This is a genomic window from Leucothrix pacifica, from assembly GCF_003172875.1.
GTDB lineage: Bacteria > Pseudomonadota > Gammaproteobacteria > Thiotrichales > Thiotrichaceae > Leucothrix > Leucothrix pacifica.
The window spans coordinates 1-12,884 of sequence record NZ_QGKM01000115.1 but is presented as its reverse complement, the minus strand read 5'-3'; the positions used below and the strand labels follow the sequence as shown (position 1 = coordinate 12,884).

Here is a 12,884-nt window from a genome sequence, read left to right as displayed (position 1 = left end):
CTGCAAGGACGATTAGCAAGACCTCCTCTAAGGGGTAAAGAACCTTCCAGGATTGACGAGGATCGTTAAGTGACTCGAGACACTCCAGAAGCTTGTTCAGGGACTTGGACATAGCGGGACTCCGAAAAGCTTCCTTTATGCCTAATTTCCTTGGGTGGTTTCAAGCGATTGCCCTGATGATATCGGTTAGGTTTGATCCTGTATGCGCAGGCTATCCACAATACGTAATTCCTTTTTCAGACGCTCTACATCAACCTGAGCACCCTTATATTGCTGAATCATCATGCCATCGGGATTGATTAGGTATAACAGAGAACGGTGGTCCAGTTGGCCATTATCCAATGGCTTCACGCCGACAGAAAACTCTCTGCTCAACTCATCCGTTTGTGCTTGCGTTGTCATGGCAAATCGCCAGGTCGGATGATCAATTTGAAAGCGCTTGGCAAATGATTTTAGTTGCTTCGGTGTGTCACTCAGTGGCGCAATAGAGATAGAAACAAGCTTTATGCGGTCTTTGCTTGGATCAAGCTTTAATTCATTATGCACCCTGCGCAGATTGATGGTCTGTGTTGGGCAAACTGTAGTGCAGCCAGCAAACATAAAGTTAATCAGAACCGTTTCACCTTTCAGGTCATGTAAGGAAAACTGCTGACCATCCTGATCACGGAGCTTGATGTGTTTAAGCTCCTCCATTCTCAGTGGGCCTCTGACTGGTGTATCAGGAGAGAGTAAATTAGCAGCTAGTCGCGCGTCTGGTCCGGACTCAGTACCTGTTTCAGGCATGGTTATCGTGCTAGCAGTAGATGTTGTAGCTGTCAGACTAGACTTAGAATTTGTCTGACTCTGTAAGGTCGCCGTTGGAAAAGCCCATGCAGCGACCGCTAACATGATTCCTGTAGTGGCTACTGCAGTCATAAGCTTGTGTGATTTCTTTAGCATAAACTCATCACTCGCTGACGTTAATGGTGACTTTAGCCCAATGACTGCGACCTTCTACATCACTGAAGGTGTACCAGATATTGTCTTCTTCGGTGAACCCGGCCGCTGACTGATAGACCAACCGATTACTCTGAAGAGCCACACTACCTGCCCTTAATGAGTAAGGGTTCGGCGTATTTAAGACCAAGCCATTACCCACGTCATTAGCGAGCACGTCAATCGTGATGCTATTGCCACTGACGGCGACTGTATTATCCGCAACACCAACAGGATTCGGATTATTGCCCGAAGCGGTAACATTAATCGTCACCTCACCCCATGAGCTGCGACCCTCAACATCACTGAAGGTGTACCAGATTTTATCTTCACCAGTAAAACCAGCAGCTGAGGTGTAAGTGATTTTATTGTTCGCCAGAGCGACTGTGCCAGCACGCAAAGACCAGGTATTTGGCGTGTTTAAGTTAAGGCCGTTCCCTGTATCATTCGCTAATACATCGATCACGACTGCAGTACCTGTGATGGCCGTCAGAGAGTCCGCAACGCCAACAGGCACAGGATTACTGGCCCCGCCCGTTACATTGATGCTGACTTTCGCGCTATTGGTTCGCCCTAAGCTGTCTTTAATCACATACCAGAAGGTATCCGTGCCATTAAAACTTGACGAGGCGGTATAGCGAAGCTGGTTACCGCTTCTGGTGATCGTACCGGCATTGGCTGAGTATTGGTTGAAACTGCTGACCGTCAGACTCTCCCCAGTATCATTTGCTAATACATTGATATTTCTGGGGGTACCAGCCGTGGCGGAAATGTTGTCAGTAATCGCAACCGGATAAGCAGGCTCATTGTAGCTTGCAGTATCTGAAAGTCGGATCACATGACCTTCAGATGGTACGCCCTGATTATCAATCAAAAACAGTAAATAGTGACCGGGAGTTGCTATATTAGCGGAGCTTGGAATATCCACCCTTACCCCGCCAGAGGTATCGGAGAAGTCCAACTCGATAAAGCGCTGCTCCATATTAAAAGAGTGTGTTACCGCGCCTGTTTTCACTAAGGTCACCCGAGTGATGTTGTTAGCGTCAGGGTGTGAGACCATGATGTTTGCACCATAGGGCGCTTCGGCAGGTGCTGAGTTAATCGTAGGTCGGTCTGCTTCGCCATTGCTATCAAACAGGTAAGGAGGTGAGAAGATTTCAGCATTAGTATTCACCTCTGGTCCCGGTGCACCACCGCCAGCTACCAGCACACGACCGTCTTTCATTAGTAGTGCTGTGGAGTGATACAAACGAGAGCGTTGCGCGGCAGCCATGAGTGACCATTGCTCGGTAGCCGGATCCCAAATCTCAGGGTTATACGATACACCTTGTAATTGATTGGCAACCGTTGAGCCACCCACTACCATGACTTTTCCATCTGGTAGTACGACACCATTTGCCCAGCGACGGCCTGCCTGAGTGGGGCGGTTAGTCTCTCGCACAACCGGAGTTGTCCCTGTCACATCAACCACTATCGCCCCGTTGACGATTGAGCCAGTGCCGTTACCCGAGACTTGGAGGATTTTTCCCGGCTCATACATCACGGCTGTCGAGGTATTGCCGAAGGATACATTTGGCAGGTTAGGTAGTACTTGTAGGCTGCCTATACCGTTGGTGTCCATGTAGTACATTTTTTTTGCCACCATTCCAAATACTCGGCCATCAGGCACGACCCACTGACGTGGATACCAGTAGCTATAAGCGGTGGTTTGAATTCCTAGCAAAGAGCGCCATGTGTTGGTTGAAGGTGTATAAATCTCGGGTGTTACAACTGAACGATTCTCACCATCACGACCACCCGACAGGAGGATCTCACCATTTGGCAGAGTGGTTGATGTGGGATACCAACGAGCTGAGTTCATATCCGCAGCACTACTTAACGTGTTGTTGGTGGTGTTAAAAATCGGTGCAGAATTAATGCCGCGGTTCACAAAACCTTGCGGACGCGCGTCCCCGCCTGACATCAGGATATCGCCTGACTCAGGGAGTAACAAAGCAGCGGAGCAGAATGAATCAACGCCCAGAGTGTTGGTCAGAGTGTTATGTGAAGCCGCGCCGGTACCCGCGTCAGGACTCCAGAGGTCATAATTAAATTGCGCCCCTTGAATACCTGCGCTATCGGTTCCCCATGAAAATACGTTTCCCTGTGGGGTTAAGACAGTGTGAATACCAATCAAAGGCCAGTCTAACTGCGCACTCCACTGACCTTCTGTGTCAGGAGCAGCAAAAACGTGCGGTGTCAGGCAGCTAAAGAATAGGGCGGCAGCACCCGTTATTTGTATAGTTCGCATAATCTGATCCTAAGCGGGTAATTATTCGGGGTATTTGCTTAAGATTAGGAGCTGAAATTGTTTGGAGCTGTCCAAACTGAGGTGAGTGGCGCGGCTTTTCTGATGAACCGCAGTCGCTGTTTAGAGAATAGTCGACCATGGTAGGTCGGTGATTAGAGGGCAGTAACACAGAGTTTTCATGACCTCGCCAAACGCTCATTGACCAATAATAAAACAAGAGAATACTCCGTCTGTTTATCATTAGAGCAATGAGCCTTCAGCGAGACATCAGTACTTACAGCAGGTAGCGCTATCAGATTAATAGGGCACCATGATGCCACGAATCAGGAAGTATAAAGTCGCTGCCAGCAAACCTGAGGCAGGAACGGTGATGATCCAGGCTGCAGCAATTTTATAAACCATAGAGCGTTGAACCAGTTCCTGACGATACGCCTTCTTCAGTTGCTTGCGTTCACTCTTTGTCAATACACTTTCACCTTTACCTGCTTCTTGCTTGAGCTTCTTAAGGAACAAACCTTTCTCGCTTAATGGCGTGTCCTCATATTCCTGCAGGGATGCTTCAACCAAAGTGTGATCCGTATCGTCTTTATGATGATCGCGAATGTGATCGATCATTTGGGCACGGTTAGACTCAAAGTACTCACGTAAGAAGCCCACGCCAAATACACCACCAACTGCGATGTGTGTAGAGCTCACCGGTAGGCCAAGTTGTGTCGCGATAATTACCGTAATCGACGCTGCCATCGCAATACAATAGGCACGCGTTTTATCCAGCTCAGTAATCTCAGAGCCGACGGTGCGAATCAGTTTCGGGCCGTAAAGTGCCAAACCAATAGCGATACCCAAGGCTCCAATCACCATGACCCACAACGGAATGCCTGCTTTACTGTGTACTTCGCCTGACAAAATCGCATCATTAATTGCAGCCAGCGGGCCGATTGCGTTTGCCACATCGTTCGCACCGTGAGCAAAACTCAACAGCGCTGCTGAGAAAATCAGTGGAATAATAAACATCTCATTCACACCATCACGGCTATTTGTGAGGCTTTGAGAGGCTTTCTTAATCAGAGGACGAGCGATGTAAACCACTGCAACGGCAATCACCAAGCCAACGATAGAGGCGGTAAGGAAGTCTGTTTTCCAGATCTTTTTAATCCCTTTAAGGATCAGGTATACACTAAATGCCCACGCCATCACGCCAACCAGTAGCGGGATAACTTTTTGTGCAGCCTCCAGTTTATTCTTTCGGTGGATGATCTGGTGCTCAATAATATACAGGAAGCCAGCGGCTATCAGTCCTCCCAATACTGGCGATATAACCCAACTAGCCGCAATTTGCCCCATGGTTCCCCAATTGGCAATCCCGAGACCACCGGCAGCAATACCTGCACCCAATACACCACCAACAATGGAATGTGTTGTCGAGACCGGTGCGCCAAACATGGTGGCAGCATTCAACCAGATCGCTGCCGCTAACAAAGCAGCCAGCATCAGCCAGACGAAGACTTCAGGGTTGGAAATTAGCTCAGGATTGATAATGCCTTTTTTGATCGTGCTCACCACACTACCACCGGCTATCAACGCTCCTGCTGCTTCAAAAATACCTGCAATGACAATCGCGCCGGTTAGGGTAATGGCTTTTGAACCAACGGCAGGGCCGACGTTATTAGCCACATCATTTGCACCAATGTTCATGGCCATGTAGCCACCAACCATTGATGCGATAATCAGAATCATACTGTTTGGAACGCCAATCACCTGAGATTTAACGTACAGCATAATGCCAATGGTGAAAGCAATCGCAATGCCTAATCGCATCAGATCGCCCGGTGATAAGTTAAGTAGGCGAGACTGGCCGCCGTCAGGTTGAGTGTTCATATTGCTCCGCCTCTGTTTTAAGTAGCTGGTGGGTGTCCCATGCAACGCAGAGACGGAATGTTTATACAATAATTTTCAGTTTGCGCAAGTGATTAAAATTAATTTCCACCTTAATCCTTGAATTAGTATCAGCTTACGGTTGTTTAAGATAGGCTTATTGGTAGATTAAGCATTTCCTGTAAAGTTATGGATTCACTGATACCGTCACTTCACCCCAATGGGTTCGGCCTTCAATTTCGGTAAAGGTGTACCAGATTTTATCTTCACCCTGATAGCCTGATTTGGGGGTATAGCGCAGCTTGTTATCCTGCAATGACACATTGCCGCCATTGAGAGAATACGCGCTATTCGGCTCATTGAGCGTCAAACCGTTGCCCGTATCATTGGCTAATACATCGATCGTTATGGTATTGCCGCCCGACGTACTGGCGGAATCAGGCAAACCAACCGGACTAGGATTGAACGTACCAGTATTACTAACATCAATCGTCACCACGCCCCAGTTACTGCGACCTTCCACATCACTGAAGCTGTACCAGATTTTATCCTCGCCGTTATAGCCGGACTTTGGCGTATAGGAGAGTTTATTCTCCACTAGAGCGACTGTGCCGCCGTTTAACGACCATTGATTCGGTGCGTTCAACACTAAGCCATTACCAATATCATTTGCCAGTACATCAATCGTGGTCGCATTTGCAGAGGTCACATCGATATTGTCAGGCGTTCCAACCGGGAATGGATTGTTTACGCCACCAGACACATTGATGACCACCCTGGTACTATTCGTACGTCCCAGGCTATCGGTAATCACATACCAGAACACGTCCTCACCACTAAACGATGATGATGAGGTGTAGGTCAGACGGTTGCCGCTTTTAGTAATCGTGCCACCGTTTTGCGAGTATTGATTGAAGTCGGTGATATTCAAATCCGGCCCCGTGTCATTATTCAACGCGTCGATATTCACCGGTGTACCTGCCGTTGCAGAAACGGTATCTGTATTTGCTACCGGATAGGGTGCTTCGGTATAAACGGCACTGTCAGAGATACGGATGATATGAGCTTCAGAAGGCACACCTTTTTCATTAAGTAAGAACATCAAATAATGCCCGGGTGTCGCCACACTGGATGACTCCGGAATATCCACACGCACACCATTAGCGGTATCGGTGAAATCCAATTCGATAAAGCGCTGCTCCATGTCAAAGGCATGGGTGACTGCACCCGTTTTGATCAAGGTTACGCGTGAAATAGTATCGCCGGAAGGATGCCTAACACTGATGCTCGCGCCATACGGTGCTTCATCCGGTGCGTCTGAAATAGTCGGGCGAGGGGCTAAGCCTGAGCTGTCAAACAGATAAGGCGGCGTGAATATCTCGGCATTTTTATTATCTTCCGGGCCGGGTGCGCCACCGCCAGAGACTAAAATGCGTCCATCCTTCATCAGCAGTGCCGTTGAGTGATACAAACGCATGCGCTGTGACTGCGACATCAAAGACCATTGCTCGGTCGCGGGATCCCAAATCTCAGGGCGGTATGACACACCCACGCCAACATTAATTACCGAAGAACCACCCACTACCATCACTTTACCATTGGGTAGCACCACGCTATTGGCCCACAAGCGGCCTTGCTGAGATGGAGAAGTCGTTTGACGTAAGCTCGGCGTTGAGCCAGTGACATCCACCAGCAGTGCGCCGTTGGTACTGCTACTTTCTTCACCGGAAATCTGCATGATTTTGCCGGGGCGATACATCACCGCCGTCGAACTGTTACCGCGACTCACTTGCGGTAAATTTCCTACCGGATTCAGCGTACCCTGACCATCCGTGGTCATGTAATACATACGCCCATGCTGCATGCCGAACACACGACCATCCGGTACTACCCACAACTTCGGATAGTAATATCCATATCCCGCGGTCTGAATACCAAACAAAGAACGCCATTCATTATTTTCAGGGGAATACACTTCCGGCGTAATGATTTCACGCAGCTGACCATCCCTGCCGCCAGATACCAGAATGTCGCCATCCGGGAGTGTAATCGACGTGGGATACCATCGGGCATAACTCATCTCGGCGGCACGACTCAAACCATTGTCCGAGGTATTAAACTCCGCCACCGAGGTAATACCTGAATTAGTTAATCCCTCAGGGCGGGCATCACCACCCGGCATTAACACATTGCCTGTTTCCGGCAGCACTAAACCTGACGAACAAAATGAACTGACGCCTATGCTACTGGTGATTGTATTGTGTGATGCCGTGCTGGTGCCGAGCGTCGGATCCCAAATATCGTATTTAAACTGTCCTGAGGAAATGCCCTCGACGCCCCACGTCAGGATTTTACCTTGTGGCGTCAATACCGCATGAATGGGGATCATCGGCCAATCGACCTGCTGACTCCACTGACCTTCTGTATCCGGCGCGGCGTGAAGCGTTGGTACAGCGAAAACGAAGAGCAATGTTGCGGTACGGCTTATTTTTGTTATAGCGTTCATAGGCTTAAGACTCGGGCAATAATTTCATCCATTGAAATTAGACGGTAAGTCTGCAGCCTGATGAGCAGGTAGCGCATTTACGTTAAACGGGTGGGAAATTGCGACAAGTGCGGTTTGAAATAGCTGGTCATTAGATTTGATTTATTGCTAGTGCGGTCGGTAGTATCGCTCCATGATATTTGGAACCTTCATTGCCGCTGTCTTTTTTAGCCTGATCACACCAGGCCCTGGTGTATTAAGCACCGCTGGGGTCGGGGCGAATTATGGCTTTCGGGCTGGTCTTCGCTATGTGTCGGGGCTGTTTGTTGGCAATAATGCCGTGTATCTTCTGGTCGCGGGTGGCATGTTTAGCTTACTCGAAGCTTTGCCTGTGCTGCGTTTTAGCTTGGCCATTATTTCTTTGCTTTACCTGTTTTATCTGGCATTGAAAATCGCTTTAGCGGGCAGCAAAGTGGGATTTATTCACCCTGACAAACCACCGAGTTTTTTCAGCGGTGTGTTTTTGCAGTTTGTGAATCCAAAAGCGTATGCAGTGAATGCCTTTTTCTTATCGAATTTTCCATTGCTTACGGATGCGCCAATCACAGAGGTAGCTGTGAAGTTTGCCATTATCAATTTGTTCTGGGTGCCGATTCATTTAGCATGGCTGGGCTTAGGCGTTTGGGTGCAGCGACTTGAGCTGGCACCCAAGGTACAACGCGCCATTAATATTGCTATGGCGGTAGCAATGCTAATGGTTGTGGGCTTGGCAGCGTTTGTAGCTGGTACGGGATAACTCAGGCGTCACTAGTGGCGCACATGGGAGACAATCCCGTCACAGTTAACGCTGACTATCCTTTTGGCCCAGCGAAATACCACAGCACCACACCGATAACAGGCAATAGCAGGATAAGCACAACCCAAATCACTTTGCTACCAGTACTGGCGGAGCTTTGTGCAACTTTTAGAATGGCATAGACGTCCAGAACCAGAACGATAAGTCCTAATAATCCGCTTACTTCGATACCCATTTTGGTACTCCCTAATTGAGTCATTGAATAAAAATCAACAAAACTATCGCTCGAATGAGCTTTGTTTGTTTCTAGATTTATTAGGCTTACGCTGGTATCAGTGAAAGTGGATTCACGAAATTGATCCGTTACGCGTTTTACGCCTCAATATCACTCATAATGATGTCGTAATGTGCTAGGCAATATGGTCTATTGTTGTTCAAATGCCATCTGAGCCGTAATTGCCTTTGTAAAAAATATTAAATATTATGAGTACATCGCGCCGCTATTGAATTCTTATCAGGTGAATAAAATGCCAAATACTATGAGCTTAAACGTCCGTGTCACCGGATCATTATGTGACTTTGTTGCAAAAAATATTAGTGACTCTGGTCAGTACGATAATGTCAGTGAATACATTCGGGATTTGATTCGCCAAGATAAACAGCGTGCTGAGCAACGCAAGTTTGAGAGGGTGAAAGCTGAGCTACAGTTGGCCTTCGCTGCTCCCGAGTCAGAGTATGCGCCGCTGACGGCGGATGATATTTTCAAGCGTAATGATCACTTACGGAAGTCCTGATGGCGTCCTATCAAGTACTCAATACGGCAAGTTACCGGATTGATGAAATCTATCTTTATAGCTGGGATCAATGGGGTGAAGCACAGGCTAAGCGATACATTCAGGGGTTGTTTGACTGCATTGAAAAAATCGCCAAGCGTGAGGTTTTATGGAAGGTGATACCTGCGGAATATGAGGTATCAGGGTATTACACGCATTATGAAAAGCACTTTGTGTATTGGCGAGAGTTGTCTGATGGTTCAGTGGGTATCGCCACCATTCTTCATCAAAGTATGAGTATTGGCGACAGGCTTTTGGAGGATTTGTGATGGCACTACCAACGCTTTACTCCTTCCGCCGCTGTCCCTATGCCATTCGCAGCCGCTTAGCCTTACATTTCGCTGATATCGCAGTGGATATTCACGAAGTCTCCCTACGCGATAAACCGGCTGAAATGATCGCGATCAGCCCCAAAGCAACTGTGCCGGTATTGCAGCTTAGTGATGGCACGGTGTTGGAGGAAAGCCTCGATATTGCGCTTTGGGGTTTGCGAGAGAGTGACCCGCAGCAGCTACTACCATCTGAGAACGACTTACCAGAAACACTGGCGCTCATCGCTGAGAATGACGGCGAGTTTAAGCATTGGTTGGATCATTATAAATATGCAACGCATCACCCAGAGCATAGTCCGGAATATTACCGGCAGCAGGGGGAGGTGTTTTTGCAGAAGCTTGAGCAGCGATTGACGGAAAACACTTATCTATCCGGATCGGGTATTACTTTAAGCGATATCGCGATTGTTCCATTTGTGCGCCAGTTTGCACATGTTGATAAGCGCTGGTTTGATGGGGCGGATTATCCTGCGCTACAGCGTTGGTTGGAGCACTGGCTGACGTCTGAGGTGTTTTTACGGGTGATGACGAAAGCGAGCTAAGCGGCTTTATGTTGGGGAAGATGTACATCGACGATGATTTCACTATAGGGTGTGAAAATCTTGCCTTGTTCATCTTTTTCTATCGCTAACCATTCCATTAGGCGCTCAACGTCGTTATGAACGTTCTTGTAATCACGCTTCACAATACGGGCAAGTTCCGCAATGCTGGTAGGGCCGTTTTCACGAAGCGCGGCTAATAAATCCCAACGCTTTTCGGTGAAGACGCTCAACATTTGGCTGACGTTTTTAAAACCTACGCCGTAATAAGGCGCTGGTTCTTCGCCTAAGCTCAGTTGTTCCATTGCTTGTTGTGCAAGAGTCAGAGTGGATTTTACGTCTGCGCCGACATTTATTTTTAATACTTTATTTTCCATCGATTACTCCTTCTATGTCTGCCATGAAATCGGACATGAGCTGTGCTGGGCTTACGAAATCATATTCTAGCTCTTCATCATTTAGGTGTTTATGGTCACCTTTGCCGCGCTCATTGTCGTAACCTACGACTCTTTTTCCATCAACAATATAAACCAAGCTGTATTTAAAAGAGTGCTCAGAGGGTAGAAGAGGGTTTGGTATCTTCCAGATGACGATCTCTATAAAACCATCACCATGGCTTTCTTTGATGTGTATGAGTTTGGTAGCTGGCATGGGTTCAGTATTGCATGGTATATCTATGGTGTAAAGAACCATAGATCGCACTCATTTCATGCTTTTTGACGTCCAACCGCCAAATAGCTGAGTACACACAACATCAGTGCCACTGCCAAAATATAAGGCTCAAACAACTCTAATCGCCAGGTAAACGCCGCACTAACAAGTCCCCATAAGAGAGGTATTGGGAGTAATAACCATTTCACGCGACCCGCCAGCAAAATCACTACCCCAAGCGTGGCTAGTGTTGTCGGTGTCGGCATTAGACCAATCCATTCTGTTTGCGAGAAACTACGTCCTTCTACCAAGCCAATCAACGGATAAAGCGAAGCCGTTAATAGTATGAGTAAAGAAGGCCATTGATACTTTCTCACTTCAAAACGCCATGACAGTGTTTTACTAACTAGCGTGACCAACACTAACAAGGCCGCTTGCGCGCTAAACACCCAAGTGAATTGCGGTGCTGCCCAGTTAAGATTGGCATGATATTGCATTTGAAATACCCAGCCGCACCAGAGCCAACTACTGGCCAGTAAAACCAGCGCAAAGCTTGGCGCGTTTGGTCGTGGCCGGAATATAAATATGGTCAGTATGGCGCTAAATAATAGCGACAACCATGGCAGGTAAGAGAAGTCCTGCTGATAGCTTTCAATCAGCCGAAGCCAGCCACGCCGGTCATAAGGCGTCATATCCAGAATTGAAAACGCTAGCCAGTCAGGCATCAGATACTCCTGATTTCATTAAGCATAGTATCGCGTTGGTTTGCGGTGGGAAGTTCGCCATGCATGCTGCCCATATTTTGTTGCAGATGTGCGATTTGTGAGGTTGCCGGTATCGCGCAGGTTACTGCGGGATGTGATACCACGAATTTGAGAAAATACTGCGCCCAGTTTTCACAACCAATGTCAGCCGCAGAGGGTGGGAGTGGTTTACCTTCGACGATATCAAACAGTCTTCCGCCCTGAAATGGTCGGTTAACGATAACGGCTACACCGTTTCGCTGAGCGGCAGGTAACAGGCGTTGTTCAACATCGCGGTCTAATACATTGTAAGTGAGTTGCACAAAATCCAGAGGCTGTTCGTTGATGAGTTGTTCCAGTTCAGCATGGCGTCTCCCGTGGGAGGTAGTAATGCCGACATAGCGAATCACGCCACGTTTTTTAAGCTCCAGCAGGTAGGGCAGATGTTCTTCCCAGTTCAGCAGGTTATGTACCTGAAACAGATCGAATTTATCTAATCCCCATAGCCTGAATGACTCATCAATTTGTGCTTTGCCATCACGTCGTGTCCAGACCTTGGTGGTTGAAAATAACGAGTCCTGCGGTCGTCCTAAACGATCCAAGGCGTATCCCATAACAGCTTCGGCAGAGCCATACATGGGAGAGGAGTCCACCATTGTGCCACCCAAATCAAAGAAGGTTTTTAATACCTCGGTGCGCTGGTTTCTGGCTTGCGTATCATCGCCGACATTAAAAGTGATCCAGGTGCCCATGCCGATCACTGGGATCGCCTCGCCAGTGGATGGAATTTTTTTCGTAAGGACAGTGGAGTTGATCGCATGGCTAGTGTTGTATGCCAAGCTCAATAGTGGTGTCGTAGCGAATAGTTTCAGCAGTTGGCGTCGGTTCATGGTTGATTCCTCTGACTATCTTGAGTTTGGCAATTATCCCCATACCTTTAAAATAACAACCTTGTGTATGACTGTATCGGTATGAGAAAAATTGGCAAGTAGGTCATAACTGTAAATCATGGACTTATCGGCTAACGAATTAACAATAATGATTATTTATGTCTGCTGACTAAAGAGCGGCTAGGTGCGGTTAATATGTTATGGCAGGTTTTCTTGATTGCGAATGGGAAAAATGGCCTTATGTTCTATATGGCACACCTCTGTACACGACAATTTAGAAATCCACGATTGAAAAACCATAGCCATTCGTTGATTTAGTAGGTTCCAACCAGTCAGGTGGGCACAGAAACAACAATAATAAGCGACTAGTCTCCAGTGCATCCAACGCACCTGACATCAACTGATCGGTCAGGTGATCCAGACCATAGCGAAACAGGTTTTTCTCAAGTCTGCCATGGTTTTTAACACGTAACGG

Annotated in this window: 14 protein-coding genes; 4 read left to right on the top strand and 10 right to left on the bottom strand. The window is 47.7% G+C overall.

From position 1 onward, the window contains the following. Nucleotides 1-186 precede the first annotated feature (186 nt). From DKW60_RS22745 to DKW60_RS22730, 4 genes are all read right to left on the bottom strand, one after another. The gene (locus tag DKW60_RS22745) at nucleotides 187-939 is read right to left on the bottom strand and encodes an SCO family protein (protein ID WP_109839948.1); all 753 of its coding nucleotides are present in this window, start codon (nucleotides 937-939) and stop codon (nucleotides 187-189) included. 7 nt (nucleotides 940-946) lie between these two features. Beyond that, complete coding sequence (locus DKW60_RS22740) at nucleotides 947-3,265, bottom strand: Ig-like domain-containing protein (RefSeq protein ID WP_109839947.1); 2,319 nt, start codon at nucleotides 3,263-3,265, stop codon at nucleotides 947-949. A 297-nt stretch (nucleotides 3,266-3,562) separates the two neighbouring features. Continuing rightward, a complete protein-coding gene (locus DKW60_RS22735; protein ID WP_109839946.1) occupies nucleotides 3,563-5,143 on the bottom strand; it encodes an inorganic phosphate transporter in 1,581 nt (526 codons plus the stop codon). A 184-nt stretch (nucleotides 5,144-5,327) separates the two neighbouring features. Next, nucleotides 5,328-7,646 (bottom strand): Ig-like domain-containing protein, encoded by a 2,319-nt coding sequence (locus DKW60_RS22730; protein ID WP_109839945.1) that lies wholly within the window; start codon nucleotides 7,644-7,646, stop codon nucleotides 5,328-5,330. A 172-nt stretch (nucleotides 7,647-7,818) separates the two neighbouring features. Here DKW60_RS22730 and DKW60_RS22725 point away from each other — a divergent pair, with 172 nt between their 5' ends. After that, nucleotides 7,819-8,421 (top strand): LysE family translocator, encoded by a 603-nt coding sequence (locus DKW60_RS22725; protein WP_109839944.1) that lies wholly within the window; start codon nucleotides 7,819-7,821, stop codon nucleotides 8,419-8,421. 55 nt (nucleotides 8,422-8,476) lie between these two features. Here DKW60_RS22725 and DKW60_RS22720 read toward each other — a convergent pair whose 3' ends face one another. After that, nucleotides 8,477-8,656 (bottom strand): PLD nuclease N-terminal domain-containing protein, encoded by a 180-nt coding sequence (locus DKW60_RS22720; RefSeq protein WP_109839943.1) that lies wholly within the window; start codon nucleotides 8,654-8,656, stop codon nucleotides 8,477-8,479. Between the two features lie 292 nt (nucleotides 8,657-8,948). Between DKW60_RS22720 and DKW60_RS22715 the strand changes: the two genes are divergently transcribed. The 3 genes from DKW60_RS22715 to DKW60_RS22705 are packed head-to-tail and all read left to right on the top strand — an operon-like array spanning nucleotide 8,949 to nucleotide 10,128. Continuing rightward, the gene (locus DKW60_RS22715; RefSeq protein WP_109839942.1) at nucleotides 8,949-9,215 is read left to right on the top strand and encodes a ribbon-helix-helix domain-containing protein; all 267 of its coding nucleotides are present in this window, start codon (nucleotides 8,949-8,951) and stop codon (nucleotides 9,213-9,215) included. Beyond that, nucleotides 9,215-9,523, top strand: a complete 309-nt coding sequence (locus tag DKW60_RS22710) for a type II toxin-antitoxin system RelE/ParE family toxin (protein ID WP_109839941.1) — start codon at nucleotides 9,215-9,217, stop codon at nucleotides 9,521-9,523. Before DKW60_RS22715 ends, DKW60_RS22710 begins: the two co-directional genes overlap by 1 nt. Next, nucleotides 9,523-10,128 carry a glutathione S-transferase gene (locus tag DKW60_RS22705; RefSeq protein ID WP_109839940.1) on the top strand — a complete coding sequence of 202 codons (606 nt, stop codon included), beginning with the start codon at nucleotides 9,523-9,525 and terminating at the stop codon, nucleotides 10,126-10,128. The genes DKW60_RS22710 and DKW60_RS22705 overlap by 1 nt, the downstream gene beginning before the upstream one ends. Here the strand turns inward: DKW60_RS22705 and DKW60_RS22700 are convergent. The 5 genes from DKW60_RS22700 to DKW60_RS23885 all read right to left on the bottom strand — a co-directional run. Further along, nucleotides 10,125-10,502: an HVO_A0114 family putative DNA-binding protein gene (locus tag DKW60_RS22700; RefSeq protein ID WP_109839939.1), complete on the bottom strand. Its 378-nt coding sequence runs from the start codon at nucleotides 10,500-10,502 to the stop codon at nucleotides 10,125-10,127. The two genes, DKW60_RS22705 and DKW60_RS22700, sit on opposite strands and share 4 nt — an antisense overlap. Next, nucleotides 10,492-10,818 carry a toxin-antitoxin system TumE family protein gene (locus DKW60_RS22695; RefSeq protein ID WP_245929768.1) on the bottom strand — a complete coding sequence of 109 codons (327 nt, stop codon included), beginning with the start codon at nucleotides 10,816-10,818 and terminating at the stop codon, nucleotides 10,492-10,494. The genes DKW60_RS22700 and DKW60_RS22695 overlap by 11 nt, the downstream gene beginning before the upstream one ends. A gap of 14 nt (nucleotides 10,819-10,832) precedes the next feature. Next, nucleotides 10,833-11,501 (bottom strand): DUF6064 family protein, encoded by a 669-nt coding sequence (locus DKW60_RS22690; protein WP_109839938.1) that lies wholly within the window; start codon nucleotides 11,499-11,501, stop codon nucleotides 10,833-10,835. Beyond that, on the bottom strand, nucleotides 11,501-12,409 hold the full coding sequence (locus DKW60_RS22685; protein WP_109839937.1) for an aldo/keto reductase: 909 nt from the start codon (nucleotides 12,407-12,409) through the stop codon (nucleotides 11,501-11,503). The genes DKW60_RS22690 and DKW60_RS22685 overlap by 1 nt, the downstream gene beginning before the upstream one ends. A gap of 274 nt (nucleotides 12,410-12,683) precedes the next feature. Further along, nucleotides 12,684-12,884, bottom strand: a 201-nt coding sequence (locus tag DKW60_RS23885; RefSeq protein ID WP_181389860.1) for a hypothetical protein, incomplete at its 5' end; no start/stop codon positions are given.

Bases quoted from the DNA above. Each gene is read 5' to 3' on its own strand.
- DKW60_RS22690 (WP_109839938.1), bottom strand. From the start codon at position 11,501: ATGCCTGACTGGCTAGCGTTTTCAATTCTGGATATGACGCCTTATGAC.
- DKW60_RS22720 (WP_109839943.1), bottom strand. From the start codon at position 8,656: ATGGGTATCGAAGTAAGCGGATTATTAGGACTTATCGTTCTGGTTCTG.
- DKW60_RS22700 (WP_109839939.1), bottom strand. From the start codon at position 10,502: ATGGAAAATAAAGTATTAAAAATAAATGTCGGCGCAGACGTAAAATCC.
- DKW60_RS22715 (WP_109839942.1), top strand. From the start codon at position 8,949: ATGCCAAATACTATGAGCTTAAACGTCCGTGTCACCGGATCATTATGT.
- DKW60_RS22695 (WP_245929768.1), bottom strand. From the start codon at position 10,818: ATGGTTCTTTACACCATAGATATACCATGCAATACTGAACCCATGCCA.
- DKW60_RS22740 (WP_109839947.1), bottom strand. From the start codon at position 3,265: ATGCGAACTATACAAATAACGGGTGCTGCCGCCCTATTCTTTAGCTGC.
- DKW60_RS22685 (WP_109839937.1), bottom strand. From the start codon at position 12,409: ATGAACCGACGCCAACTGCTGAAACTATTCGCTACGACACCACTATTG.
- DKW60_RS22730 (WP_109839945.1), bottom strand. From the start codon at position 7,646: ATGAACGCTATAACAAAAATAAGCCGTACCGCAACATTGCTCTTCGTT.
- DKW60_RS22745 (WP_109839948.1), bottom strand. From the start codon at position 939: ATGCTAAAGAAATCACACAAGCTTATGACTGCAGTAGCCACTACAGGA.
- DKW60_RS22705 (WP_109839940.1), top strand. From the start codon at position 9,523: ATGGCACTACCAACGCTTTACTCCTTCCGCCGCTGTCCCTATGCCATT.
- DKW60_RS22725 (WP_109839944.1), top strand. From the start codon at position 7,819: ATGATATTTGGAACCTTCATTGCCGCTGTCTTTTTTAGCCTGATCACA.
- DKW60_RS22735 (WP_109839946.1), bottom strand. From the start codon at position 5,143: ATGAACACTCAACCTGACGGCGGCCAGTCTCGCCTACTTAACTTATCA.
- DKW60_RS22710 (WP_109839941.1), top strand. From the start codon at position 9,215: ATGGCGTCCTATCAAGTACTCAATACGGCAAGTTACCGGATTGATGAA.